Annotated in this window: 18 protein-coding genes; 9 read left to right on the top strand and 9 right to left on the bottom strand. The window is 73.3% G+C overall.

Annotation, left to right across the window (positions count from 1 at the left end; all coding sequences use genetic code 11):
- Positions 1–19 precede the first annotated feature (19 nt).
- From WMF12_RS01605 to WMF12_RS01580, 6 genes are all read left to right on the top strand, one after another.
- Positions 20–1,723 (top strand): DUF4139 domain-containing protein, encoded by a 1,704-nt coding sequence (locus tag WMF12_RS01605; protein WP_437860848.1) that lies wholly within the window; start codon positions 20–22, stop codon positions 1,721–1,723.
- Between the two features lie 175 nt (positions 1,724–1,898).
- Positions 1,899–2,255, top strand: a complete 357-nt coding sequence (locus tag WMF12_RS01600) for a cupin domain-containing protein (RefSeq protein ID WP_012232951.1) — start codon at positions 1,899–1,901, stop codon at positions 2,253–2,255.
- A 16-nt stretch (positions 2,256–2,271) separates the two neighbouring features.
- Positions 2,272–3,300, top strand: a complete 1,029-nt coding sequence (locus WMF12_RS01595; protein WP_437860847.1) for a phosphatase PAP2 family protein — start codon at positions 2,272–2,274, stop codon at positions 3,298–3,300.
- 2 nt (positions 3,301–3,302) lie between these two features.
- Positions 3,303–4,196 carry a hypothetical protein gene (locus WMF12_RS01590; RefSeq protein ID WP_437743834.1) on the top strand — a complete coding sequence of 298 codons (894 nt, stop codon included), beginning with the start codon at positions 3,303–3,305 and terminating at the stop codon, positions 4,194–4,196.
- Positions 4,197–4,234: 38 nt separating this feature from the next.
- Positions 4,235–4,939 (top strand): thioredoxin family protein, encoded by a 705-nt coding sequence (locus tag WMF12_RS01585; protein ID WP_437743833.1) that lies wholly within the window; start codon positions 4,235–4,237, stop codon positions 4,937–4,939.
- A gap of 440 nt (positions 4,940–5,379) precedes the next feature.
- Positions 5,380–8,700 (top strand): protein kinase domain-containing protein, encoded by a 3,321-nt coding sequence (locus WMF12_RS01580; protein ID WP_437860809.1) that lies wholly within the window; start codon positions 5,380–5,382, stop codon positions 8,698–8,700.
- A 21-nt stretch (positions 8,701–8,721) separates the two neighbouring features.
- On the opposite strand, the gene WMF12_RS01575 is transcribed toward WMF12_RS01580, so the two are convergent.
- The 3 genes from WMF12_RS01575 to WMF12_RS01565 are packed head-to-tail and all read right to left on the bottom strand — an operon-like array spanning position 8,722 to position 11,671.
- Entirely contained in the window at positions 8,722–9,243 is a 522-nt protein-coding gene (locus tag WMF12_RS01575; RefSeq protein ID WP_437860789.1) for a J domain-containing protein, read from the bottom strand.
- 13 nt (positions 9,244–9,256) lie between these two features.
- Positions 9,257–10,477, bottom strand: coding sequence for a GNAT family N-acetyltransferase (locus WMF12_RS01570; RefSeq protein ID WP_437860771.1), 1,221 nt, complete (start codon positions 10,475–10,477; stop codon positions 9,257–9,259).
- Positions 10,478–10,519: 42 nt separating this feature from the next.
- Positions 10,520–11,671, bottom strand: coding sequence for an alpha/beta fold hydrolase (locus WMF12_RS01565; RefSeq protein WP_437743829.1), 1,152 nt, complete (start codon positions 11,669–11,671; stop codon positions 10,520–10,522).
- A gap of 322 nt (positions 11,672–11,993) precedes the next feature.
- Here WMF12_RS01565 and WMF12_RS01560 point away from each other — a divergent pair, with 322 nt between their 5' ends.
- Together WMF12_RS01560 and WMF12_RS01555 are read left to right on the top strand one after the other, a co-directional pair.
- Positions 11,994–12,923, top strand: coding sequence for a hypothetical protein (locus WMF12_RS01560; RefSeq protein ID WP_437743828.1), 930 nt, complete (start codon positions 11,994–11,996; stop codon positions 12,921–12,923).
- 12 nt (positions 12,924–12,935) lie between these two features.
- Positions 12,936–17,666, top strand: coding sequence for a sigma 54-interacting transcriptional regulator (locus WMF12_RS01555; protein ID WP_437860720.1), 4,731 nt, complete (start codon positions 12,936–12,938; stop codon positions 17,664–17,666).
- A 91-nt stretch (positions 17,667–17,757) separates the two neighbouring features.
- Here WMF12_RS01555 and WMF12_RS01550 read toward each other — a convergent pair whose 3' ends face one another.
- Positions 17,758–18,348 carry a Uma2 family endonuclease gene (locus tag WMF12_RS01550; RefSeq protein ID WP_437860706.1) on the bottom strand — a complete coding sequence of 197 codons (591 nt, stop codon included), beginning with the start codon at positions 18,346–18,348 and terminating at the stop codon, positions 17,758–17,760.
- A gap of 120 nt (positions 18,349–18,468) precedes the next feature.
- On the opposite strand from WMF12_RS01550, the gene WMF12_RS01545 reads away from it, so the two are divergent.
- Positions 18,469–18,825, top strand: a complete 357-nt coding sequence (locus tag WMF12_RS01545; protein WP_437860691.1) for a hypothetical protein — start codon at positions 18,469–18,471, stop codon at positions 18,823–18,825.
- A gap of 72 nt (positions 18,826–18,897) precedes the next feature.
- Here WMF12_RS01545 and WMF12_RS01540 read toward each other — a convergent pair whose 3' ends face one another.
- The 5 genes from WMF12_RS01540 to WMF12_RS01520 all read right to left on the bottom strand — a co-directional run bounded on the left by WMF12_RS01540 (position 18,898) and on the right by WMF12_RS01520 (position 24,723).
- Entirely contained in the window at positions 18,898–19,608 is a 711-nt protein-coding gene (locus tag WMF12_RS01540; RefSeq protein ID WP_437743824.1) for a hypothetical protein, read from the bottom strand.
- A gap of 363 nt (positions 19,609–19,971) precedes the next feature.
- Positions 19,972–20,421: a hypothetical protein gene (locus WMF12_RS01535; RefSeq protein ID WP_437860682.1), complete on the bottom strand. Its 450-nt coding sequence runs from the start codon at positions 20,419–20,421 to the stop codon at positions 19,972–19,974.
- A gap of 400 nt (positions 20,422–20,821) precedes the next feature.
- Entirely contained in the window at positions 20,822–22,045 is a 1,224-nt protein-coding gene (locus WMF12_RS01530) for a matrixin family metalloprotease (RefSeq protein ID WP_437860673.1), read from the bottom strand.
- 1 nt (position 22,046) lies between these two features.
- Complete coding sequence (locus WMF12_RS01525) at positions 22,047–22,619, bottom strand: hypothetical protein (RefSeq protein WP_437743821.1); 573 nt, start codon at positions 22,617–22,619, stop codon at positions 22,047–22,049.
- A 463-nt stretch (positions 22,620–23,082) separates the two neighbouring features.
- A complete protein-coding gene (locus WMF12_RS01520; protein ID WP_437860654.1) occupies positions 23,083–24,723 on the bottom strand; it encodes a tetratricopeptide repeat protein in 1,641 nt (546 codons plus the stop codon).
- Positions 24,724–24,951: the final 228 nt, after the last annotated feature.

Below are 24,951 nucleotides of genomic sequence, written 5' to 3'. Positions count from 1 at the left end.
CAAAGGAAACGAGCGCACCATGGCAACGGATGCGAGCGGTTCGGACCGGGCTGGGCGGAGCGCCAGCGGAGGCGGAGCGAGCGACGAGAGCGGCGGCCACGAAGGCGCCCGCGCGCCGCACCCGAGCGCGGCGCGCGCGGTGACGCTGTTCGAGGATCGCGCCGAGGTCGTGCGCGCGGCGCGCGTCGAGGTCCAGGCCGGGGCGCAGTGGATCGCGATCGGCGGCGTCTCGGTGTTCGTCGACGAGCGCACCGTGCAGGCGCGCGTCGCGGGCGCGGATGCGGTCCGGGTGACGGCGGCGCGCGTACGATGGAGGGCGCACAGGGAGGCGGCGCTCGGTCGCGAGGCGATCGACGCGCTGGAGCGCGAGGAGCGCGAGGCGTCGCTGCGGGCCGGCGCCGCGGAGCGCGCGCGGGACCGGGCGTCGCGGCGCGAGGCCCACCTCGACCAGCTGCTCGCGAAGTGGGCGCGGGCGATGAGCGAGGTCCCGAAGGACGCCGGCGAGCCCGCGCGCCTCGCCTCGTGGCGCGGCGGCGCCGAGGCGCTGCACGCGGCGCTCGCCGAGGCGCTCGGCGCGTCGGCGGACGCGCGCGCGGCGCGGGCGCGCGCCGAGGAGGACGCCCGGCGCGCCGGGGCGCGGCTGCGGGAGGGATCCGTCGAGCAACCGCGCTATGAAGCGGTGATCGAGGTCGAGGTGCACGCCCCCGCGCCGCAGCCCGTCGACATCGAGCTGACGTACCGCGTCGCGTGCGCGATCTGGCGCCCCGAGCACCTGGCGCGGCTCGCCGCCGGCGCCGCGGTCACGAGCGCGGGCGGCGCGGCAGCGCAGGCGCCTGGCGGCTCGATCGAGCTCACCACCTGGGCGGCGGCGTGGCAGGCGACGGGCGAGGTCTGGGAGAACGTCACCGCGCGCTTCTCGACCGCGCGGCCGTCGAGGAGCGCCGAGGCGCCGCTGCTCGAGGACGACGTGCTCCGCGCGCGGCGCAAGACGGAGATCGAGCGCCGCCGCGTGATCGTCGAGGCGCGCGACCAGGCGATCGCCGCGGCCGGGCTCGACCGCGGGGCGCGGGCGGTCGACGAGATGCCGGGGGTGGACGATGGCGGCGAGCCGCTGATCTTCGAGGCGGCGGAGCCGGTGACCCTCCCCTCCGACGGCCGCCCGACGCGCATCGAGATCGCGCGGCGCTCGCTCCCCACCGAGCTCGCGCTGGTGCTGTACCCCGAGGTCCACCCCGCGGCCCACCTGCGCGCCACGGTGACGCTGGACGGCGGCGGCGCCGGCGGACGGCCGCGCCCGCTGCTGGCAGGCCCGGTGCGCGTCGCGCGGGGCGGCAGCCTCATCGGCCGCGCCCGGCTCGATTTCGTGGGCGCCGGCGAGCCGTTCGAGCTCGGCTTCGGCGTGGACGACGCCGTGCGCGTGCGGCGCACCGTCGACGAGGAGCAGGACACCGCCGCGATCACGGGGAGCCGCAAGATCCGCCGGCGTGTGAAGCTCTCCGTGTCCAACCTCTCCAGCAGCGTGAAGCGGGTGCTGGTCACCGAGCGGATCCCTGTCAGCGAGGTGGCCGAGGTCGAGGTCGCGCTCGGCGAGGCCCCCGGCTGGACGCTGGACGAGAAGGACGGATTTCTCCGTGGCCACGTCGAGCTCCCTCCGAAGGGGTTGAAGACGATGTCGTTCAGCTACGAGCTCCGCGCCGCAGCGAGCGTGGTGTTGCCTTTTTGAAGCCAGGAAACGCAGAGAGCGGGAACGGGGAAGGAGAGAAGGAGAGAAGCAGGGAAGCCGAGACGCCGACGGCCGCCGTCGCACGGTTCGCGCGGAGCGCCGTTGACAGGACGCAGTGCGCTTCTGTAACGGATCGATCTCCCAGCGGCTTCATTCGTGAAGGAGGAGGATCGCCATGAGGCAGCAGATCGACGGGGCCGTGGTGCTGACCGCAGCCGACGAAGACGTGATGGAGTATTTGCCCAACCGAGGCGTCTTCATGGCGCAGCTGCTGGGAAGAGACCGCGGGAACGCCTTCGGCTTCTACAGGGGCACGATGGGCCCCGGCTGTGAGATCTCGCGCGAGCTCCACACGGAGACCACCGAGACCATCTACATCCTGGCCGGTCAGGCGCTCGGCATCGTCGGCGACCGCGAGGTGCCCCTCGGCCCCGGCCAGATGATGCACGTCGAGACGAACGTACACCACGGGCTGCGCAACACGGGCGCCGGTCCGCTCGAGTTCCTCGTCATCGGCCACCCCGATTTCTGATCGCGCGGTCCGCTCCTTGAGGTGCGCCGCGCCCCTCCGGTTCGCCTCCAGCGCGCTCGCCGTGACGGCGCTGCTCGGCGCTGCAGCGGCGCGAGCCGAGCCGCCTGCTGCGGCGCGAGCCGAGCCGCTCGCGGCGCCGTCCGGCGCGGCGACACGGGGAGCCGGCGAGACCACCGCCCTCCGTTCCGGAGCGGTGCTGCCGAGCGCGCCGCGCCGGGCCGCGCCGGAGGCTCTCTCTCGCGCGCGGCCCGAGGTCGCGTGGGATCCGGCCTGGCCGCGCTTCCGCGTGAGCGAGTATGTGGCCACGGGGCTCCTGGCCGCGACCGCGTTTGGCACGCTCGCCATCCCGCCGTCGGAGGGCCGGTGGACGACCGTGAACGGCTTCGACGGCTCGGCGCGCGACGCCATGCGCATCCGCAGCGATCGCCAGCGCGAGATGGCGCGGGACGCGAGCGATCTCCTGCTCACGCTGATGACCAACCACCTCGCGGTGGACGCCCTGCTCGTGACCTGGTGGGGGCACGGCCGCGGCAGCGTCGCCTGGGAGATCGCGATGATCGACGTCGAGGCGCTCGCGCTGAACGCGGCCCTGAACGGCGTCGTCGCGGGGCTCACGAGCCGCGAGCGCCCCTACCGCGCCGGGTGCGCCGGGCCGGAGGAGCAGCAGGACCGCGACTGCCGGGGGAGCAAGCGGTACAGGAGCTTCTTCAGCGGCCACAGCTCGACCGCCTTCACGGCGGCGGGGCTCGTGTGCTCGCACCACGCGCGCCTGCCCCTGTACGGCGGCGGCGCCCCCGACGCGCTCGCGTGCGCCGCGTCGCTCGGGACGGCGGCGGCCGTGGCGACGCTCCGGGTCGTCTCCGACCAGCACTTCGCGACCGACGCGCTCACGGGCGCGGCGGTCGGCGCCCTGACCGGCCTCGGGCTCCCGTGGCTCCTGCACTACCGCGGCGGCGCCCCCGCCTCGGACGCGCCGCGCGCGGACGGCGTCACGCTCAGCTTCGCGCCCGCGCCGCTCGGCGGGTACCTGGTGGGCAGGTTCTAGCGATGACGCTCCGCCGCGCACTGGCCGCCGCCGCGACGCTCGCCGCGCTCACCCTGCTGCCCGCCGGGGCCGGCGCCCAGGATCCGGCCGACCTGCCGTCGCCCGCCGGCGAGCCGCCGCCGGTGCCCTCGGGCATCGACCTCCTGCAGAAGCGCTCTTACTGGGCGCGGAGCGCCGCCGCGCGCCCGTTCCTCTCCGCGCTGATGGATCTCGGCGTGATCTATTTCAGGCCGAGCCTCGCGCTCGGCGTGGGCAAGCCCCACTGGTCCTGGCTCGGGATCGAGGGCTATGCGAGCGGTTCGCCGAACGGCGGCGCGGAGTACCTGGGCCTCCGCGCCGCGCTGCCCAGCGTGGAGATCCGCGGCGGCGCGCGGTACGCCTTCTCGACGACCCAGTACTTCCTCGAGCCTCGGGCGTCGTACACGCGCAGGGACACCGAGCTCATGCAGGGCCCCCCGTCGCGGTACGTCGCGGCGGAGCTCGAGGTGTCGGGCTCGATACCCTTGCTCGGAGGCAGCCTGTTCGGCGTCGCGACCGGTTATGCGGTGCTGGGGACGCCGGAGGGATTCTATCTTTACGAGGAGGCGCTCCACGCGGTGATGAAGCCGCCGTACCTCTACCGGGCCCGGCTCGGCTACATGGCGGAGATGGACCGGTTCGGCGAGCTCCGCCTGGGCGCCGCCGCCGAGGTGCTCGGCAACCCTGGCCGCGACAGCGTCGTCGTGCGGCTCGGCCCCGTGCTGGCCGTGTCGTTGACGCACCACCTGGACGCGGTGGGGACGGTGATGGTGGTGGCCGCGACGCCCGATCGCCTCGGCCTGCTGGGCGCGGATCTCGGCCAGCTCGGCCTTCGATACCGGTGGGCGACCGGCGATCGCTGGCCGGAGTTCCCGTGACGCATGCGCCTGCGGCGACGCGTGGTAAGCGTCCCCGTATGAACAAGCTCATCTCCCTGACGTTCCTCGCCGCGGCCCTCGCGGCGTGCACCCAGCCCGGCGAGGCGAGCGCGCCCGCGGCCACCGGCGCCGCCGCGCCGCAGCCCGCCAAGGCCGACGCCCCGAAGGCGAAGGCCGCGGACGCGCCGGCGGCCCAGGCGAAGGCGGCCCAGGCCAAGATCGGCCAGCCCGCGCCCGATTTCACGCTGCCGGACCTCGACGGCAAGCCCGTCAAGCTGGCCGATCACAAGGGCAAGACGGTCGTCCTCGAGTGGTTCAACCCCGGTTGCCCGTTCGTGCAGCTCGCGCACCGCCAGGGCGGCCTGAAGGACGTGCCGGCGCAGCAGGCCCAGAAGGGGGTCGTGTGGCTCGCCATCAACTCGGGCGCTCCAGGCAAGCAGGGCACCGGCAAGGAAGAGAACGTGAAGGCAAAGGGCGAGTTCGGGATGAGCTACCCGGTCCTCATCGACGAGAAGGGCGACGTGGGGCGCGCGTACGGCGCCCAGCGCACACCGCACATGGTCGTCATCGATCCGCAGGGCACGGTCGTCTACGCCGGCGCCATCGACAGCACGAAGGGCGGTGAGCCCGAGCCGGGCGAGCAGGTCACGAACTACGTCGATGCCGCGCTGACCGAGCTCGCCGCCGGCAAGGCGATCTCCACGAAAGAGACCGAGGCGTTCGGCTGCACCGTCAAGTACTGACCAGCCCGCCGGCGGGCCCATGAGCAGCGGAGCAGCTGAACCCACCTCGGCATCATGTCGCGCGCCCCACAAATAGCGTCGCGGACGGCGTCCGCTCCTCGCTGCTCTCTCGTTGGATCGTTCATTGGCGCTGTCGTCGGCGCGGCGCTGAACGTCGCTGAACGTCGCTGACCGGCGCGCCCGCCGTCTGTTCCCGCCCCACGCCCATCGCCCCGTCGAGCGCATCGCACCCTGGCCTCTTCGCGGCGACAGGCCCAGTCCGGGGTGTTGACATGGACGTAAACTCAGGTTTACCGTTGGGCGACAGTTTTGTCATATCGCTCGTAGCTCACGCCTGAAGCGAGGCGCTCACTGGCACGCGGCCGGGCGCTCCGGGATGATGGCGATTCGAGGCCATGCGCTGGGGGGCTCCACCTTCGCTGTTGAAAAGGGTCCGAGTCATGAGCCGAATGGGAGGAGCGGGCCCGGAGAGTGCGAACGCCGCGTGGTCGGCGAGCGAGGAGCCCACGTCCCGCCCCGTCTCGATCGCGCCCCAGAGCAGGCCGCCCCGCTCCGCCCCGCCGGGGAGCTCGGGCGCCGCGCAGGAAACGGTTTTCCAGTGCGTCGAGCCGCCCTCGTCGCGCGTGCCGAGCAGGTTTCCCATCCGCAACTGGGATCGGTATGAGTGCGAGTCGCTCATCGGGAAAGGGGGAATGGGCACGGTCTACAAGGCCAGGGACCCGCGACTCCACAGGTACGTGGCGCTCAAGCTGATACGGGGCAACGATCCGGAGCTCGCCCAGCGCTTCATCTGGGAAGCGCGGGCCCAGGCCCGGGTCGAGCATCCGAACATCTGCAAGGTGTACGAGGTGGGCGAGGCGCAGGGCCAGCCGTTCATCGCCATGCAGTACATCGACGGCCAGCCGCTCCACCGGGTGGCGCAGCAGCTGTCCCTCGAGCAGCGGGTGAAGATCGTGGCCGACGTCGCGGACGGCCTGCACGCCGCCCACCGGCTCGGGCTGATCCACCGCGACATCAAGCCGGCGAACATCCTGGTGGAGCGGACCGCCGAGGGCGCCTTCCGCCCCTACCTCCTCGATTTCGGGCTCGCGAGGGACACCGCGGCGGACGCCCGAGCGACGGCGAGCGGCGAGGGGACGCCGGCGTACATGGCGCCCGAGCAGGTGTCCGGGGGCCAGCGCCAGCTCGACCGCCGCACGGACGTCTACTGCCTCGGCTCCACGCTCTACGAGGTCCTCGCCGGGCGCCCGCCGTTCGTCGACCCCTCGGTGACGAGCCTCATCGCCCGCGTGGCGCGGGAGCTGCCGGCGCCGGTGCGAAAGATCGACAAGCGGATCCCGGTCGATCTCGAGACCATCGTGATGAAGTGCCTCGAGAAGGAGCCCCAGCGGCGGTACGACTCCGCGAAGATGCTCGCGCTCGATCTCGAGCGCTACCTCGAGGGGGAGCCGATCCACGCGCGGCCGATGGGCATCGGCTACCGCGCCCTGAAGCGCGCCAGGAAGCACAGGCTCGCGGTCGCGGCGGCCGCCGTGGCGCTCGTCGTGCTCGCGCTCTCGGGCGCCGTCGCCCTCCGCGCGAAGCTCGCCGCCGCGCGGCAGGCCGAGCTCGCCGCGCGCGTGGCGTCCCTGGCCGAGGGCTTCGGTCAGGACGTCAAGGAGATGGAGCTGTTCATGCGCTACGCCTACGCGCTCCCCCTCCACGAGGTGTCGCGGGAGAAGGAGGTCATCCGGGCGCGCCTGGGCGAGATCGACCGGAAGATGCAGGGCATGCGCGAGACGACGGGCGATCTCGTCGAGGGCCCTGGCCGCTACGCGCTCGGGCGCGGGCACCTCGCGCTGCACGAGCCCGAGGAGGCGCTCGCGCACCTCGAGGCGGCGCTCGCGAGCGGGTACGCCACGCGCGAGGCGAAATTCGCGGCGGGCCTCGTGCACGGCATGCTCTACCTGAAGGGGCTCGATCGGGCGCGGCGCCTCGCCGACAAAGGGGAGCGGTCCGCGCACCAGCTCGAGCTCGAGGAGCGGCACAAGCAGCCGGCGATCAGGTACCTGAGGGACAGCGTGAGATCGGCCGCGGAGCCGCCGTCGTACGCCGTGGCGCTCATCGCGCTCTACGAGGGGCGGTTCGACGAGGCGCTCGCCGACGCGCGGCTAGCGTTCGCGCGATCGCCCTGGGAATACGAGGCGAAGAAGCTCGAGGGCGACATCCTGCTCGCGAAGGGCACGGCGGCGCGCGACCTCGGGGAGCACGCGGCGGCGCTCGTCGAGTTCTGGGGCGCCGTCGCCTCGTACGAGGCCGCGGCGGAGATGGCCGAGAGCGATCCCGACGTCCACGAGGCGGCCGCGCGCGCCCTGAGCGAGATCATGCTGATCGAGGCGCAGCGCGGCGGAGACGCGGAGGAGGTCGTCGCGCAGATCATCGCCCGGTGCGACAGGGCGCTCCGGGCCAACCCGCGGGCGAGCGGCGCGCTCGCCAAGAAGGCCTGGGCGCTCGTGCACCGCGGGAGGCGCGACCTGTCGCGCGGCTCGGACCCGAGGTCGGACCTCGTCGAGGCGGTCGCGGCCAGCGAGCAAGCGGTCCAGGGCGACCCGTCGGACGCGACCGCGTACGGCGCGATGGGGGCGAGCTTCTTCCTCCTCGCGTCGCACGAGAGCGCCGTGGGGCTCGACGCGTGGCCCTCGCTCGGCCGCGCGGTCGACAGCGCGCAGCGGTCGCTCGCCCTCGACCCGAACTCCTTCTGGGCGTGGAACGACGCCGCCATCGCCTACGGCATGATGGCCGAGTACGCCGCGTCCCGCGGCGCCGATCCCCTCCCCCTCTTCGAGATCGGCGCGTCGTACGCCGAGCGGGCGATCGAGATCGCGCCGAACGACATGCCGCCGCTCCTCAACCAGGGCTGGCTCTACGCGCGGCGCGCGCAGTACGAGCTCGACCACGGGGCGTCGCCCGAGGAGTCGCTCGACGTGGCCAAGGACAGCCTCGAGGCGGCCCTGCGGCGGCGCCCGGACAGCTACCGCGCCTACAACAACCTGGCCCTGACCTACCTGATCCAGGGCCGGCACGAGCGGCTCACCGGGGGGAGCCCGGAGGTCTCGCTCGCGCGGTCGATCGATGCGTACGGCGCGGCGGCGCACCTCAACCCGGACGATCTCGAGGCGAAGCAGGGGGCGGGCCTCGCGCGCATCGAGGCGGCGCACGGGGCGCTCCTCCGGGGAGGGGATCCGACGGCCGCGCTCCGCGCCGCGAGGGGCGCGATCGAGCCCATCGTGGCCGCGAGGCCGCAGCACGCGGGGGCGCTCCTCGCGCTCGGGCACATCGAGCTGCTCTCGGCGCGGTGGGCCGCGTCGCGCGGCGGGAGCCCTGCGGCGGCGCTCGACGCCGCGGAGCGCTCGCTGCTCCGCGCCCTCGAGGCGAACGAGGGCAATCCGAGGATCTTCGGCGCCCTGGCCGAGGTCCACCGGCAGCGCGCCGCCCTGACCGGGCCGGGGCTCCTCGACGTGCGCTCGGAGGTCGAGGCGGGCCTCGCGCTGATCGAGCGCACGCTGGCCATCGACCCGGGCTTCCCGCTGGCGAGCGCCAGGAAAGGCGCGCTGCTCCTCCTGAGGGCGAAGGCGGAGCGCGAGCGCGCGGCGCGCCTGGATCTGGCCCAGCGCGCCGGGGCCTTGCTCGACCAGGCGCTCCGCGGCAACCCGCTGCTCGCGCGCGAGTACGCGCCGCTCCTCGACGAGGCGGGGAAGGTCGCCGCGGCGAGCCACCCTTAGCCCCGGATCCCCGTAGCACCACTACCGGCGCTTGGGCCGCGACAGCCTGGCCATCGCCTCGTCGTGGGCCCACTTGACGCGCATGAACTCGCGGGCGTCGCCGCCGCGATCGGGGTGCGTGACGAGCGCGAGCCGGCGGAACGCCTGGCGGATCTCGTCCGCGCTCGCGGCCTCCGCCAGGCCGAGCACCGCGAACGGCGACACGCCGCGCGCGGACGCCGGCCGCGACGGCGCGCGGCTCGACGGCCCGGGTGGCGGCGGCGGGGGTGCCTCCCGCCGCGCGCGCGGCTTGGGCCACGGGGGCTCGCCGCGCAGCATGCGCGTCCAGGCCGTCGCCCACGCCGGCTCGATCTCGACGAGCGGGCGCCCGGCCGCGCGCTCGGCCTGCGCCCGCGCCTCCTCGACGGTCCGCGCGCCGCCCTGGCTCGCGTCCGGAGGGCGGAACGGGTCGCGCGCCGGCTCGGCCGTCCACCAGGCGGCCCACAGGAAGCGGCGGCGGCGGGTCGGGGTCACCGCGTAGACACCGCGGAGCGGGAGCGTCATCGGGGCCTGGCCTTCAGAAGATCTCGGGGCACCACGGGGCGCGCGCGGCGCGGAACAGACTGTCCGCGCGCTCGATGGCGCCTCCGGAGAGCGCCTCGACCTGGCCCGCGTCGGCCATGCAACGGAACGAGACGCCGCCGAGGTACGCCGAGCCGAGCGCCGTGACGTCGAGGCGGAGGTCCGGCGCCGCCGTGGTCCGCGTCGCGCGCCGCTCGCCCCCGTCGAGCTGGAACCGGCCCGCGTTCCAGGGGCAATCGCGGTCGGTGATCTCGAGCGTGAGCGCCTCGCCGCTACCGTAGGCGCGCGCCGCGAGCGCGGCCTCGACGTCCACGATGCGCACCCACAGCCCGTCGCTCGCCGTGAGGCGCAGCCGCCGCGGCTCGACGAGGAGCATGCCGAGGGGATGATCGGGCGGAAGGAGGCTCGCCTCGATCCGCTGCGCCAGGTCGATGTCGAAGAGGTACCGCCAGACGAGCCTGGTCCCGAGCGGCGAGGCGCCGATCGCCTCGATGACGCGGACCGAGCCGATCGGGATCGAGGACGCGTCAAACCGGTGGTGCACGCAGTACAGCGCGTAGGCCTCGGCGCGCCCGTCGACCTCGATCACGACGCGCTGGAGCGGGCCGCCCCCCTGGCGGATGAAGTCGTTGTCGCAGAGCCGCCGGCCCTGCCACCACGGCTCCGAGCGCGCCAGCATCCCGGGGACGAGCGGGCGGGCGCGCTCCCAGACCGGCGCGAACGCCTCGAGCGCCTCGGCTTCCCCGAGCAGCCGCGCCCGGCCCTCCGCGCTCGCCTCCCCACGGAACGCGCTGCGATCGCGCTCGATCGAGATGGAGCACGCCTGCGACGCGAGGCCGTAGCCGAAGCGGCCGTAGATGGAGCCCTCCGTGGCCCAGAGAGAGGAGATCGGCTGCCCCGCGGCCCGCGCCTCGTCGAGGTGCCGCCGGACGAGGCGCGTGAGGATGCCGCGGCGGCGGTGCGTCGGCATGACCCCGACCATCGTGAGCCCGGCGACCGGGACGTCGCCGCCCGGCGTGGTCATCGTGAGCGAGAACGTGCCGGCCGCCCCGACGAGCGACTCGCCGTCGTACGCGCCGAGGCCATACGTGAGCTCCCGGAGCCGCTTCGTCGCCTCCAGGCGCTCGGGGTTCACGAGCGCGCCGAAGGCGGTGAGGATGGGATGGACGAACTCGCCGTGCTGCTCGGGGGCCAGCTGCCGCAGCTCGATGGTCATCAGCCTACGATAGCAGTCGCGCCGGCGCCCTCGCGTGGCGTCCTACGCGCTCAGCTGCTCGCGCTCCCTCGCCGCCGCCCGCCGGATGCGCGTCTTCAGCCAGGCCTCGATGAGCGGCCACACCGTGAGCGGCGCGTCCCGGCCGACGACGATGTCGAGGTGGCCGCGCGGGAACTCGCGGTACGTCCTGTCCGAGGAGCGGCTGAAATCGTACGCAGGCTTCACCGATGCCGGCGGCGCGAGGTCGTCGTGCGTGCCCGCGATGACCAGGAGCGGCAGGTCGAGCTGCTCGAAGCGCTCGGCGTAGCCGAAGAGGCTCCCCATGTGGTGGCCGCTCTTCCGCGACGCCGCCGCGTCCAGGAACATGTTCCGGAGCACCGTGATGCTGCCGCTGTCCATCGCCAGCGACATGTGCTGCGTGAGCACCCGCGTCTCCATCGAGCCGGGCACGAACCCCCGGATCGGCAGCGGAAAGATCGGGCTCTCGACGAACGCCCGCACGAACCGGAACGGCTCGCCCCACGCCGACAGCGGGAGCGCCCCCTGCCCGAGGGGGACGCGCCGGTCGACCGTCAGCATCAGCCGGCCGAGCAGCGCGAGCGACCGCGACCCGTGCGTGAACAGGTACGGGCTCCCGAGCGTGACGATCCCGCCGACCGCGTCCCCCATCGTCGGCGCCGTCGCGTAGCCGACGAGCCCCCCGAGCGAGTGGCCGATCAGGTACACAGGCCGCGGACCCGAGATGCGCCGGATCTCCTCGATCGCCGCCGGCACGTCCTCGCGGACGAAATCGGTCACGTGGGCCGGCCGCCGCGCCCCGAGGTGCCGCGACCGACCGTGCCCCCGCAGGTCCAGGTTGAAGACGTCGAAGCCCGCGCGCGCCAGGTAGTTCGAGAAGCTCCGCGACGGCAGGTGCCAGATGTACCGGTTCTGGCCGTACCCGTGGACCAGCAGCACGCTCGCCACCGTGCTCCGGAGCCGCGCGCTCCGCTTGCGGATCATCGCCAGCGGCACATCGCGCTCCACCGGCTCCGCGTCCTCCACCCCCGGCGCGCGCGCCCCCTCGATCCCACGGCTCGCCGGCGGGGACTCGTGCGCGGTGCTGCGGACCCGCACCACCACGAGCTCCTTGATGAACCTGTCCCGCTCGTCGCGGTCGATCGTCTGCTCGACCTGGGCCTGATGCAGGATCATCCTTTCCGTCTATTGCGGATTATTTTGCTGTGTGCAACCTCGTTTGGTCCGCCAGCAATGCCGTCGCCGTGGGGCCCTGCCGCGCCAACATCGCACGGCCACCGACGGCGATCACGAGCAGGCGCGCTCTGGCGAGCGGTCGTGGAAAAAGCTCCGCCGTGGGCGGTCCGCAGGCGTCACACGGCGCTGCGTCTCGTGTACCCTCCCCCTCGCTGGTGCCCGGTCCACCGGGGCGCGCGGAGAACCCGATGTTGGCCTCGGCGCGCCCGTTCCGTGGGCGCGGAGCCCGGCCCTGAACTTACGCATCGCTAGGTGACCTACAATGTACCACGTGAAGATGGGTCGGCAGCTCGCGGTCGGGGTGCACGCAAGGGCCGCCGCGCTCGCCGCATTGCTCGGCGCCGTGTGCTTCTCATCGAGCGCCGGCGCGCAGCCCAAGGACGACGCCGAAGGCAACCTGGACGACTCCCCTGCTGCCGAGAAGCAGGCCACGGACGAGAAGGCGCAGGACGACAAGGCGCCTGGCGAGAAGGACAAGCCGCAGGAAGCGCCGCCCGAGGCGGCGGATGAGAACGCCCCGTTCGAGAGGGAGGGCAAGACCTATCGGTTCGCCGGGCTCCGGTTCCGGAACCTCATTGTGCCGAAGGCGATGATCAACCTCTTCGCGGACGGCGGGTCGAGCGTGAACGTGTTCACCTTCGGCCCGGAGCTCTCGACGCGCAGGGACGGGCTCGAGATCGATCTGGCGATCTCCTACGCGGACTACTCGATGGATCCCTTCCTCTTCAAGGGGAAGAACGACGGCAACGACGCCTGGGAGATGGTGTCGAGCACCATGAAGCTCGTCTACTTCACGACCGATCTCCTCTACGAGATCCCGCTCGACAAGGAGAAGGGCCGCTTCTCCCTGCTGATCGGCGGCGGCGTCGGGCTCGGCGTCGTCTTCGGCAACCTCTACCGCGCGCAGGCGTACCCGAACAACCCGTCGCGCCTCGACCCCGACGACGTGGGCTCGTGGAGCAAGTGCGCCGGCCCGACCGGCGGCTTCTGCGACGGCTCCAACGAGCATTTCGGCGACTACGACGAGCCGAGCTGGATCAACGGAGGCTCCAAGCCGTCGGTGTTCCCGTGGATCTCGTTCCCGCAGCTCAGCTTTCGGTACAAGCCGATCAAGCAGCTTCAGACGCGGCTCGACGCCGGCTTCTCCATCACAGGGTTGTTCTTCGGGCTGTCCGCGGGGTATGGCCTCTGATCGAGGGATGAGGTGACGTCGCGTCCGCTGTTTCCGCCGCGTTATGAGCCGATCGGGGCCCTCGGAAAGGGCGGTGGTGGCGAGGTGTGGGCGGTGCGCGACCGCCTCACCGGCAAGACGGCCGCGCTGAAGACGCTCGGCGAGGAGGCGGACGAGCCGGAGGTGCTCGCGCTCGTCCGCGAGGCGGCGGCGCTGTCGGGCGTCGAGGGCCTCGGCGTGCCGCGCGTGCTGCGCTTCGGCCGGCTGCCCGCGTCAGGGCGGCCCTTCATGGTGCGCGAGCTCGTCGAGGGGACGAGCCTCGCCGATCTGCTCGCGCGCAAGGGCGACCTGGCCAGGAACCTCGCGGCCATCGCCGACGCGGCCGATCAGCTGACGCGCCTGCACCGCGCGCTCCTGCTGCACGGCGACGTGAAGCCCGCGAACATCATCGTCGGCGAGGGCGGCCGCGCCACGCTCGTCGACCTCGGCCTCGCCGCGCCGTTCCGGGACGACGGCTCGCGGCCCGTGGGCCTCACGCCCCGCTACGCCGCGCCGGAGCTCTTCAAGGGCGACCCGCTCACCGTCCGCGCCGAGGTGTTCGCGCTCGGCGCGACGCTCGCCGAGGCCCTCCGCGACAGCGGGGGCGAGCGCGATCCGAAGGTCGTCGAGGCGCTCCAGGGGGTCGTCGACCGGGCGACCGCCAAGGACCCGAACGCGCGCTACCCGAGCGCCGACGAGCTCGCGAACGCGCTCCGGCGCGCGGCGCGGCTCCCCTCCGGGCCGGGAGAGGAGGCCGCGAGGTCGGGCGAGGCGGGCGCGCGGCCCGACGCGGACGCGGGCGCCGTGGTCTGGCCCATCGTCGGGCTGGACGCGCCCTCCACGCGGCTGCTCGCGCAGATCATGGCGCTGCCCGCGGGCGGCGGGCTCTCGATCGAAGGCCCGCGCGCTTCCGGGCGGAGCGCGCTGCTCCGGCGCATCGCGTGGTCGCTCGAGGTCGGCGGCTACGCCGTCGCGTGGGTCGAGGCGGCCCGCGTGGCAGACCAGCGCGAGGCGCTCTCGATCGAGCTGTCGGAGCACGATCTCGGCCGGGTGACGGCGCTCGTCGACGACGCCGATCGGCTCGGCGACGCGGCGATCGAGCGGCTCGACGAGGTGCGGAAGGCCGGCGGCAAGCTCGTGCTCGTGCTCGGGGATCCATCGGAGAGCGGCGCAAACCGGGGGCCAGGCGCGCCGCGCGCGGCGCGCGACGCGCCCGCTGACGACGCGCCTTCACCCGCGCGCCTGGGCCGCGGGTTCGAGCGCTTCGAGATGGCGCCGCTCGACGAGCAGGTCGCCCGCGAGCTCGTGCAGCGCACCATCCCGTCGCTGAGCGACGCGGTGGCGGCGCACGTCGTCTCCCGCGCGGGGCGGTGGCCCGGGCGCATCCGCGAGATCGTCGCGTGCATCGCGCGCGCGCCCGTCGCGTCGACCGAGGACGTCGATCGGCTGCTCGACGCGCCCCCGACGAGCGCGGTGGCGTCCGGGCCGGGCGGCGCGGGCGCCGAGGGGGCGGCGCTGCCGCCGGCGGAGATCCACCGGCTGCTCGACCGAGGCCACTTCGACGCGGCCGCGGAGGCGCTCGGGCGGCACGAGGGCGACGGCTCGGCCGCCGCGGTGCCCACCTTGACGATCGCGCGCGCGCGGCTCGCCATGAACCGCGGCGACACGGCGAGGGCGCTCGCCGAGCTCGGGCGCGTGAAGGACCAGGTCGAGGCCTCGCGCGATCACGCCCTGGCGGCGTTCTGGTCGCTGCAGATGGCCCGCGCGCTCGTGCGCGCCGGCGACTACGGCGAGGCGGAGCGCCGCGCGGGCGAGGCCGTGGAGCGGGTGGGCCCGCTCAAGATCGAGGCGGAGCTGACCGGCGCGTCGCGCCCCGAGCTCGCGACGGCCGCCGCGTTCGGCGCCTCGCCCGAGGCGATCGTCTCCGAGGCGGTGGCGACGCGCGGGCTCGCGCAGAGCTTCGCCTCGCGGCACGAGGACGCGAAGCGCACGCTGGAGCACGCGGTCCGGCTCGCGCGGCTCACGGGAGAGCCGCGGATCCTGTCGGTCGCGCTCGTGTCGCTCGCCTTCGCGCTCCAGCGGGACGACCACCTCAGCGAGGCGAAGGCGGTCTACGAGGAGGCGCTCACGGCCGCGGAGCAGGCCGGCGACGCGGGCACGCTCGCGACGACCCGCCTGAACCTCGCCGCGCTCACGAAGCTCCAGGGCGACCTCGGCGCGGCCATCCGCCACCTCGAGGCCGCCGTCGACCTGGGCCGGCGCTCCGGCCGCGTGGCGACGATCCGCCAGGCGCTCCTCAACCTCGCGAACCTCGACCTCTACCTCGGGCGGCTCGCGCGGGCCCGGGTGTCGCTCGACGCGCTCGCCGCCCAGCGCGCGGATCTCGCGCCGCAGCAGCAGGCGCAGCTGCTCGCGCTCGAGGCGGAGCACGCCGCGCGCTCGGGCGATCTCGAGCAGGCCGAGCGGCTCTGCCTCGAGTGCGCCGAGGCGTACGAGGCGATGGGCCGGCGCATCGACGGGGTCGAGGCGCGGCTCGAGCGCGTGCTCTTCGCGGTGGCGCGCGCCGGCGCGGATCCGCGCGCCCTCGGCGAGGAGATCGACGTGGCGTCGGAGCGCCTGGGGACGACCGGCGCCCACCGCGCCCTGCTCGCGCTCGCGCGCGGCCGCGTCGCGGCGCTCGCGCGCGACGAGTGGCGGGCCCGGGCGGCGTACGACGAGGCGCTCGACGCGGCGCGCGCCGCGGGCCAGCGCGACTGGATCTGGCGCGCGCTGGAGGCGCGGGCGCAGCTCGAGACGGAGCGGGGGCACCTCATCCGGGCGCGCCACGACCGCGAGGAGGCGCTGATCACGCTGGAGGAGATCGCCTCGAAGCTGCCGCGCGACCTCCGGGAGGTGTTCTGGAACGACGCGCGGCGCAAGGAGATCCGGGCGGCCGCGATGCTCGAGCTGATGAGCAGCCGCACGGTGCCGTTCACCCAGCAGAGCGCGGCGGCTCAGGCAGGCGCTGCGGCCCCCCAGGGCGAGGACCGGCTGGCGCGGGTCCTCGAGATCAACCGCGAGATCGCCGGCGAGCACGATCTCACGCGCCTGCTGGCGAAGGTGACCGATCATGCGATCGCGCTCCTCCAGGCGGAGCGCGGGTTCATCATCCTGCAGCGACCGCCGCGCGACGAGCTGCAGCAGGTCGGGGGCGAAGGCGCGGTCGATCTCTCGATCCACGCCTCGCGCGACCAGGCGGGGGACGACCCGCACGCGCGCTTCTCCAGCTCGATCGCCGAGCGGGTGATCTCCACGGGCGAGCCGGTCGTGACCGCGAGCGCGCGGGACGACGCGCGCATGAGCGATTACGTCTCCGTGCACCAGCTCATGCTGCAGTCGGTCGCGTGCGTCCCGATCCGGCAGCGGAGCGGGCAGGTGATCGGCGCGCTGTACCTGGAGACCCGGCTGAGCGCGGCGGCGAAGTTCGAGGTGGAGCTCCCGACGCTGACGGCGCTGGCCGATCAGGTCGCGATCGCGATCGAGACGGCGCGCCTCGTGAGCGAGAACGAGCGCCGCGCCCGCGAGCTGGAGCGCGCGAACGAGGAGCTGCGCGCGGCGCGCGCCAAGCTGGAGGAGCTCCTCGGCCACCGCACCGCGCAGCTGGCCGCGACGCGGCGGGATCTGCGCTCGGCGCGCGCGGTGATCCGCGGCCATTTCGGCTACGAGGGCCTGGTCGGCACGAGCGAGGCGATGCGCCGCGTCTACGCGCTCATCGACCGGGTGAAGGACACGGACATCCCGATCCTGATCACGGGCGAGAGCGGGACGGGCAAGGAGGTCGTCGCGCGGACGATCCACAACGCGAGCCCGCGGGCGAAGAAGCCGTTCGTCGGCGTCAACTGCGGCGCGATCCCGGAGCACCTGCTGGAGAGCGAGCTCTTCGGGCACGTCCGCGGCGCGTTCACCGGCGCCGATCGCGACCGCAAGGGACTCTTCCGGGAGGTGACCGGCGGCACCATCCTGCTCGACGAGATCGGGGAGATGCCGCAGAAGATGCAGGCGGGGCTGCTGCGTGTCCTGCAGGAGAAGGTCGTCCGTCCGGTCGGCGGCGCGCGCGAGGAGCCGGTCGACGCGCGGGTCATCGCGGCGACGCACCGGGATCTCGCCGACATGGTCTCGAGGGGCACGTTCCGCGAGGATCTCTACTACCGGCTGCACGTCGTCGAGGTGCGGGTGCCGTCGCTGCGCCAGCGGATCGAGGACATCCCGCTGCTCATCGACTACTTCCTCGGGATCTTCGCCGCGCGCTACGGCCGCGATCGCCGCAGCGTGTCCCGCGCCGCGCTGAAGCGGCTGTCGGCGTACACCTGGCCCGGGAACGTGCGGCAGCTCGAGAACGTGCTGCTCAACGCGTGGGTCCTGTCGGATCGCCCCGAGCTGGAGAGCGAGGACTTCGAGCTCCCCGACGCGGCGCCTCGGTCGCTGCGGGGCTCGCTCGACAGCGGCGCCACGCCCCCGCCGCGAGCGCCCGCTGGCGGCGGGGCGCCCGCGAGCGCGGGCCGGGCTCCGCCGTCGAGCGACCCACACCGCGTCGAGACGTCGCTGGACGCGCACAAGGCGAGCGAGCGGGAGCGGATCCTTGTCGCGCTCTCGAGCTGTAACTGGAACCGGGTGAAGGCGGCACAGGTCGTGGGCCTGCCGCGCCGGACGTTCTACCGGCGCCTCAAGGAGTACGGGATCCAGTGACGCGGGGGCCGCGCTCGGGGCGGGGCGCGGCGGAGAAGCTGGGGGAACACCGGCGCCCAGGCCGGAGCACCCGTGTCAGCGCGGTGGCGTGTCACCTCGCCCAGAGGACCGAGAGCTCGAGCTCGATGGCCTCGAAGGGCTCAACGCGGACGCGAGCGGAGTCGTGGTGGACGACGGCGGGCCCCCAGCGACGATCCTGGCCGAGCACATAGACCTCGAGCGTCCGCGCGATCGGGTCGACGAGCCACGCGTGCCGCACGCCCTCGCGCGCGTAGATGGGCATCTTCTCGTCGCGGTCGACGTCCTCGGTCGACGGGCTCACGACTTCGCAGACCCAGTCCGGGGCGAGGGCGAAATAGGCCGTCTCGGGCAGCTCGGGCATGCGCTCGCGGCGCCAGCCGGCGAGGTCGGGCACGAGCGCGTCGATCTCGCCCGGCGCGTCCGGGTCGGGGAAGTGCAGTTCGGGCTCGACCAAGATGGTCCAGCCGCCGGGCCCGCCGCGGCCGCGGTCGAACGGGCCGAAGAGCTCCCCTTGCAGCGCGCTCTCCGCCCTTGAATGCCGCGGCGCCGGCCGGGGGAACACATGCAGGGTGCCGCGGACGAGCTCCGCCACCTTGTTCGGTGGGACAGCTTCGAGGTCGGCGTACGTCGCGCGGCGCTGCTTCTCGGCGGGCTGGCCCATGGGCGAAGCCTGCCCGGGGGCGGATGGCGCGGCAAGGCGGCGAGACGTGCGGGGTCGACCCGCCAATAACCCCTGGAAACGCCGCACTTCACGGCGCATCATCCCGGCCACGGGATCCACGTGAGCGATCGTTCGAACCTCGCCGCCTCCATCGACGGCGCGCCCCTCGCCGACGAGGAGGCGCGCGATCTCTGGACGCGGTTCAGCCGGTACATGGATGAGCACCGCGGCGACACGGCGGGCTTCGCGCGGGAGAACGGCTACGTGAGCGTGACGCCGACCTTCGAGCGCGGGCGGGCGCTGCTCGTCGTCCGGACGACGGAGGCGCCGCCGGAGAAGCCGGCCCAGCGTCCCGGTGGAGAGAAGCCGGCCCAGCGTCCCGGTGGAGAGAAGCCGGCCCAGCGCCCCGGTGGAGAGAAGCCAGCGCCGCGCGGCGGAGGCAGCAGCAAGCCAGCGCGCGGCAGGCGGCGGCGCTGAGCGCCCACGGTACGGGCGCGAATCGCGAGCTGCCTCGATCCCGGCGGAGGGGCGCCCCGATCGGCCGGAGCCTCACCGCGACTTGCCGGCCCCTCCGGGGAAGTCCTTGCGCTTGATCTTGGCGCGCCGGCCGTCGGGGTGGTGGAACACGATCCCCTCGGCGAGGTGGCCCGGAGCGAAGCGGCTCTCCAGGTGCTGGAACAGGCCGTGGAGGCCGTCATAGGTCCTCGGGACGTCATCGTAGACGGGAATCTCGAGGTTGAACGGCACGACCATGTGCCTGGCGAGCCCGAGCGGGTTGCCCTGAATGCTCGGTCCGAGCGCCTCGGCCGAGTGCTCGCCGTCCGGCCAGCCCAGAAACTCCGTCCCGCGAACCGCCTCGAAGATCCACTTGTCTTCCGGACCGTGCTCGTCGGCGTCGACGTACCAGCCGTCGATGATTCCCTGCTGCTTCTGGAGCTTGCTCGGGTTCCTGCGCTTCTCGACCCGGACCACGTGGCCCGAGCGAATGGTCAACCGCACGTTCGTGCCGTCGAGCTTCTCGGTGGGACGGCCCTCGCCCGCAAAGACCCACTCGCACCCCTCCCGCGGCTTCGGGAGCACCTTGAAGTCGTCGCCGCGATCGAAAATCGTCGGAATCTTCTCCATGACCTGAATGCCCTTTCGTACCTGGCCGAGCAGCTCGTCAGGGGTGATGACACCCCCAGCGAGCCCGCTCGCCAGGGCACGCACCAGCTCCGCGACGGAGGTGCTCGCCTCGAGCGCGACGCGCTTCAGCGCCATCCGCTCCTCCGGCGAGATCCACGCGACCAGGCGTGACCAGCCTTCGGGCGGAACCCATGTCGCGAGTTGCTGCGGATCCTTCCTCGGTCTGCCGCGCGGGCGGCCTGGCGCTGTCACGAGACTCAGGGTAGCCCGATTTTCTATTGTGTCAATTAGCAAAACAAGAATTGAGAGCGAGGTGGGAGAGGTAGGAACAGGTAAGACGTCGCGTGCTGCCCTCGTGTCGAGCGCTGCCCTCGTGGAGATCGGGAGCCAGGGCGAGCGCCGCGAAGGCGCGCGTGGACGCGCGCCTCGGGACATCGGGGCTCCGTGCGCGGTGACGCCCTGGCGCTGCAACAGGGCTGCTGGTCTGCCGCCGCGGGTTCAGTCGAGGAGGGTCCAGGTGGCCTTGGCGGTGCAGCCGTAAGCGTCGAGCGCGCCGGGGTGCGTGAGGGGGACGAGCTTGGTCTGGCCCTTGGCGAGCGGCCCGGTGACCGAGCGGGTGTAGGGCCCCGGATCGCCGTAGTAGTGCGTGACGGTGAAGGTGATCTTCGCCGAGTCCGGAACGCCAAAGAGCGAGGTGTTCTTGATCGCGGCGTTCGGGTTGAAGATGCTGGGATAGGTGATCGAGCAGGAGAGGTTCACGGTCTTCGTGACCGGGCCGCCGCCGTCATCGCCGCCAGGACCGATGATCGCCTCTGCGCCCTCGCCCACGACCTCGGCGGCGTCGCTCGCGCCCTCATCGACGCTGTCGCCCTCGAGCGGCTCGGCGATGCAGCCGACGAGCGAGAAGGACGAGATGAGCGAGCAGAGGAGCAGGTTCTTGATGTTCATGGTGGTGTGTCCTTGGGTCGGGTGTTCGCGCTCGCGAGATGGCGTGTCGGCGGCCTCTGGCGAGCTCGAGCTCGCCTCGGCGTCCCTCGTCGCTGTCTCGCGGCGCCGCATCCGGATAGAGCAACCGGCGGACCAGGTTGTCGGGGTGCTTCGAGCCGCCCCCAGGCGCGCCCAGGATCCGCGTGGAAGGCGGCCTATCTCGGGGTTTTCGCGCTCCACCGCGCCGCGCCGGCGGGCGCACGCGCGGCGCGGTGGAGGTCAGAGCCCCCACGCCGACGGCGCGGGCCTCCACCAGGTGTCCTCTCAGGTGCTCTCTGGCCCGGAAGAGCGCGGCAGGCCCAGACTCGATCCGCGCCGCCGCGGGGGCCGGCGCTCCCCCTGAAGCCCCGCGATCGAGCGCTCAGCGCCGGCGCCGTCGCGACGCCAGCGCGCCGAGCACGCCGAGGAGCATGACGCCACCGAGATCGGCCGATCGGCTGGTCGTCGAGCAGGAGCACCCGGCATCGCCGCCAGACTCCTCATCGCCGCTCTTCGGCGTGTCGTCCGGCTCGGCGCCGCCCGCGCCGCCCACCCCGCCGCTCGAGGCGACCGAAGAGCTCACGGTCGCGCCCACGGTCGATCCGCCGCCGGCCGAGGAGGAGGAGGTCGACACGCTGCTGCCGTCCGCTCCGCCATTGCCCCCGCTGCCGCCGGCGCCGCCGGCGCCGCTGCCGCCGCCATCGAAGCCAGCGCACTCGGTCGAGCACTCGGTCGAGCATTCCCCGCAGATGCACTCGAGGATGCGGATATACATGCCGGCCCCCTCGGCATCGTCATTCATGCATCGCTCGACGCACGCGTCGTCCTGGCACTCGTTGACACAGCCGATGAATCCCCTGCACGCGATCGACGCACCGCACGCGTCATAGGGCGCCTTGCAGGTGCCCGCGAGCGAATCGTTCGAGCAGCTATCGCAGCTGCCGCCGCCGCCGCTGGCAGCGCTCGTGGCGCTCGCGACCGTGGTCCCGCCGATGGGGTACAGCGCGCACACGCCATCGATGTCGTCCTGCTCGATGGTGCGCATCGACGAGCCCACCACATAGTAAGGGGTCATCGTCGCGCTCCGCTCGCCGGAGTGGCCGAGGCCCAGGAAATGCCCCTCTTCGTGCGTGGCGATCGACTGCGTGTCGACACAGCCGTTGTTGCCGGTGTCGTTCCAGCAAAACCCGACGTCGTTGAAGACCATGTCGGCGTCCACGATCGCGCCGTCGAACTGCCAGACCGGCATCGTGACGCCGATGACCGAGTTGACGTCGCCGAGCATGTTCGGCCAGGAGGAGCTGATCCACTGAAACACGTTCTTGCCGTCGTTGTAGTTGTAACGATCGGTGGTGTCGCCGAGGAAGTCGACCTGCCACGCCGTACACCCCGCGTTCGACCACGTCTCGAACCCGGACTCGACACGGTCGACGGCGAAGGCGGAGATCTCGCCCGGGATCGTCGAGCGGTTGATGTAGTAGGCGACGGGCAGCTTGTCCCAGCGGGGGACCACGTCATCGAGCGGCGTCCACGCGGCGGCCTCACGGGCCACGGCGAGGGACGAGGCGGCGCCGAGCAGGGCGGCGAGGGCGACGCGGCGCCTCACCTCACTTCCCTCCCGCGATGCGCACGACGTCCGTCATGAGGCTCTCGATGGGCTCGACCTCCTCGACGGGCACCTCGACGGGCACGAGCGCGGCTCCGGTCCGCCGGACGAGGTGCAGCCCATCGAGGATGCGCCGCGCCATGCCCTTCTTGTCCACGTGATAGGCCGACAGCGCCAGCGCCGTGAGGTGCCACCGCCCCTTGTCGCCCGAGCGCAGGAAGACCACGGCGTCCTCGCCAGGCGAGAGCTTGGCGTCGCCGAGCAGCCGCTGTGTCTTGCCGTTGTAGGTCCCGCCCATCTGCTCCAGCACAATCATCTTCGAGCCCCCCTTGTCTGCCGCGCCGCCCTTGAGCGGCTGGGTGATCGTGAGCTCGGTGCGGGTCACGATCGATTTTCCGTCGTCGGATTCCGTCGTGTACGATCGACCGACGCTCACGCGCGCGATCGTCGCCGACTGGCGCACGAGCTCCTCCCGCGAGAGCAGGACGGCCGTCGTCGCGTCTGCGGGCGCACCGATGCCTAGCAGAGCGAGCGCAGCGGACAGGGCGAGCACTGCTTTCAAGCCTCTCTTCATGTAGATGACTCCTTAAGACATTCTTTTCTATCCCGAAGCGCGCGCGGCGGCCAACCAGGAAACAGCGCTGCAACGTGCTCGCGATGCCGTGGTGTCGCCCATCTGTCGTGACGGCGGATCATCACACCGCGGCGCGATGCCATGCCGACATGTACGGAAGCGGGCATTACCACCCGCGCCGTGGTGCGCCTGGATTTGTGCCGTACACGTAGACGACGCACTCCGGAGCTCTCGGGGAGGAGATACCCCTTATCGGGTCATCCCGGCTCTCGGCAGCATCGGTCGGAGTCAGGATGGTTGTCCGTCGATCGGGTCGACTCGCCATCAGCGCCATCAACGTCTGTCTCCGCTCGCCGGGAGCGGCGCGCGGGTCCTCGGTGCGCGCCGCGCCGCCCGCGGCGGCCCAGGCGCGCGGAGGCTCGCCCGGGCGCCCTCCGCGCCCCGGCGCGGCTCAGGGCCTCTCTCAGTCGAACCGCTTCAGGCCGTTCGGCGCCCTGGAGTCGCGCTTCGCGAAAGCCTCGTCCCGGGCCACGACGCGGCCGGCGAGGACCGCCTCCGCGAGCTCGCGGCACTCGGCGCTGGTCGCGCGATCGGCCCGCGCGAGCGCCTGCTCCGCCGCGGCGCGCGCCTCGGCCGCGCGGCCCGCGAGCGCGTGCGTCCGGGCGATCTCGGCGAGGGTCGCCGAGAGCTCCGCGGCGTTGCCCGAGACGTCCAGGAGCCGCTTCGCGCCGAGGTAGAGCGACAGCGCCCCGGCGAGATCCCCCTGGATGCGCGCCAGATCGCCCCGCGCCCGCAGCACGCCGGCCTGACCCGCGCCGTCCTCGAGCACCTCGAACAGGGCGAGCGCCTGCTCGTAGTCCGAGAGCGCCTCCTCCAGGTCCGACGCGTCGGCCGCCGCGACGCCCACGAGCTCGGCCACCAGCTCGAACTGCTTGCGACGGAGATCGCCCCGCACCTTGAGCGTCGCGGCCTGCCCGCGGCGCTCGAAGCCCGTGCGGAACAGCGCGAGCGCCCGGTCGTAGTCGCGGACAGCGTCCACGAGGTCCTCCTGCACGGAGCGCAGATCGCCCCGCGCCTTCAGGACCGCGGCCTGGCCCAGGGCGTCGCGCGTCGCCGTGAACAGCTCGAGCCCCTGGTCGTAGTCCTTCTCGGCGCCCGCCAGATCCCCCTGCCGCACCCGGAGATCGCCGCGCGCCTTGAACACGCCGGCCTGCCCGAGGTGGTCCTCGGTCGCCTGGTAGAGCGTGAGCGCCCAGTCGTAGTCGCGCGCGGCGCCCGTCACGTTGTCCTGGCCGAACCGCATGTCGCCCCGCGCCTTCAGCACGCTGGCCTGCCCGCTCCGATCCCCCGTGTCCTGGAACAGCGCGAGCGCTGTGCTGTAGTCGCGCGCCGCTCCCGGCAGGTTGCGGAGCCGGACCCGCAGATCGCCGCGCGCCTTGAGCGCCCGCCCGTGCGCGGCGCCGTGAGGGCGGGCGCGCGGCGGCTCCGAGGGGCCCGGGGCGTCGGCGTCGGCGGCCGCCCCGCGCGACCCGGCCCGGGGCTTGAGCGGCTCGCGATCGCCGAGCTGCAGGAAGAGCTGGATCGCCAGATCGTAGTCGCACACCGCGCCGCCGAGATCGCCCTCCTCGGCGCGCGCGAAGCCCCGCGCCCTCAGCGCGTCGCCCTCCGCCGCGCGATCGCCCGCGGCCTGGAACAGCGCGAGCGCCTCGTCGTAGTCGCGCACCGCCTGCACGGAGACGCCTTCCCGCAGGCGCAGCGCGCCCCGATCCATGAGCACCTGGGCCTGCCCGAGCACGTCGCCCGTCGCCCGGAACAGCGCGAGCGCCTCGTCGTAGTCGCGCGCGGCGCCCGCGTGGTCGTTCCGCCGGAGGAGCAGGTTGCCGCGCTCCCGCAGCGCGTGGCCGCGCGCCTCCGGCGGGGTGCTGTTCAGGCTCGGAGGCGCCGCGCTCGAACGGGGCCCCCGCACCACCCCCTCGCCGAGCACCTCGGCCAGCGATCCGCTCCTCGGCGTGCAGCGATCCATCGCGCTGTCGAACGAGCGCTGTGTGGGAGGATCGCCATCCGCGCCCTTCAGCTCGGAGTGGACTTCGGGGAGGCGACGCATGCCAGGCGGAACATCATACCGCGCCGGCGCCCCCCTCGTGGAGACATTGCGCGGTCAGCGCGGCGGCAGCGCTTGGTCTCCCTCCCCTTCGCCCTTCCGCCGCCGTCCGCCGCCCCAGGTCGCGAGCGGCGGCGCGCCGACGGCTGGGGCCGCTGCCTTCGCGCACGTTGGCTCGCTCACGCAATCGGACGCGGGCCCGTGGGCTTCGCCCCGCACACCCCGGCCGTG

The sequence above is a fragment of the Sorangium sp. So ce363 genome, from assembly GCF_051520435.1.
GTDB lineage: Bacteria > Myxococcota_A > Polyangia > Polyangiales > Polyangiaceae > Sorangium > Sorangium cellulosum_B.
This window is presented reverse-complemented; position numbering and strand designations above follow the sequence as displayed.

Bases quoted from the DNA above. Each gene is read 5' to 3' on its own strand.
- WMF12_RS01605 (WP_437860848.1), top strand. From the start codon at position 20: ATGGCAACGGATGCGAGCGGTTCGGACCGGGCTGGGCGGAGCGCCAGC.
- WMF12_RS01600 (WP_012232951.1), top strand. From the start codon at position 1,899: ATGAGGCAGCAGATCGACGGGGCCGTGGTGCTGACCGCAGCCGACGAA.
- WMF12_RS01590 (WP_437743834.1), top strand. From the start codon at position 3,303: ATGACGCTCCGCCGCGCACTGGCCGCCGCCGCGACGCTCGCCGCGCTC.
- WMF12_RS01585 (WP_437743833.1), top strand. From the start codon at position 4,235: ATGAACAAGCTCATCTCCCTGACGTTCCTCGCCGCGGCCCTCGCGGCG.
- WMF12_RS01580 (WP_437860809.1), top strand. From the start codon at position 5,380: ATGAGCCGAATGGGAGGAGCGGGCCCGGAGAGTGCGAACGCCGCGTGG.
- WMF12_RS01575 (WP_437860789.1), bottom strand. From the start codon at position 9,243: ATGACGCTCCCGCTCCGCGGTGTCTACGCGGTGACCCCGACCCGCCGC.
- WMF12_RS01570 (WP_437860771.1), bottom strand. From the start codon at position 10,477: ATGACCATCGAGCTGCGGCAGCTGGCCCCCGAGCAGCACGGCGAGTTC.
- WMF12_RS01565 (WP_437743829.1), bottom strand. From the start codon at position 11,671: ATGATCCTGCATCAGGCCCAGGTCGAGCAGACGATCGACCGCGACGAG.
- WMF12_RS01560 (WP_437743828.1), top strand. From the start codon at position 11,994: ATGTACCACGTGAAGATGGGTCGGCAGCTCGCGGTCGGGGTGCACGCA.
- WMF12_RS01550 (WP_437860706.1), bottom strand. From the start codon at position 18,348: ATGGGCCAGCCCGCCGAGAAGCAGCGCCGCGCGACGTACGCCGACCTC.
- WMF12_RS01540 (WP_437743824.1), bottom strand. From the start codon at position 19,608: ATGGCGCTGAAGCGCGTCGCGCTCGAGGCGAGCACCTCCGTCGCGGAG.
- WMF12_RS01535 (WP_437860682.1), bottom strand. From the start codon at position 20,421: ATGAACATCAAGAACCTGCTCCTCTGCTCGCTCATCTCGTCCTTCTCG.
- WMF12_RS01525 (WP_437743821.1), bottom strand. From the start codon at position 22,619: ATGAAGAGAGGCTTGAAAGCAGTGCTCGCCCTGTCCGCTGCGCTCGCT.
- WMF12_RS01520 (WP_437860654.1), bottom strand. From the start codon at position 24,723: ATGCGTCGCCTCCCCGAAGTCCACTCCGAGCTGAAGGGCGCGGATGGC.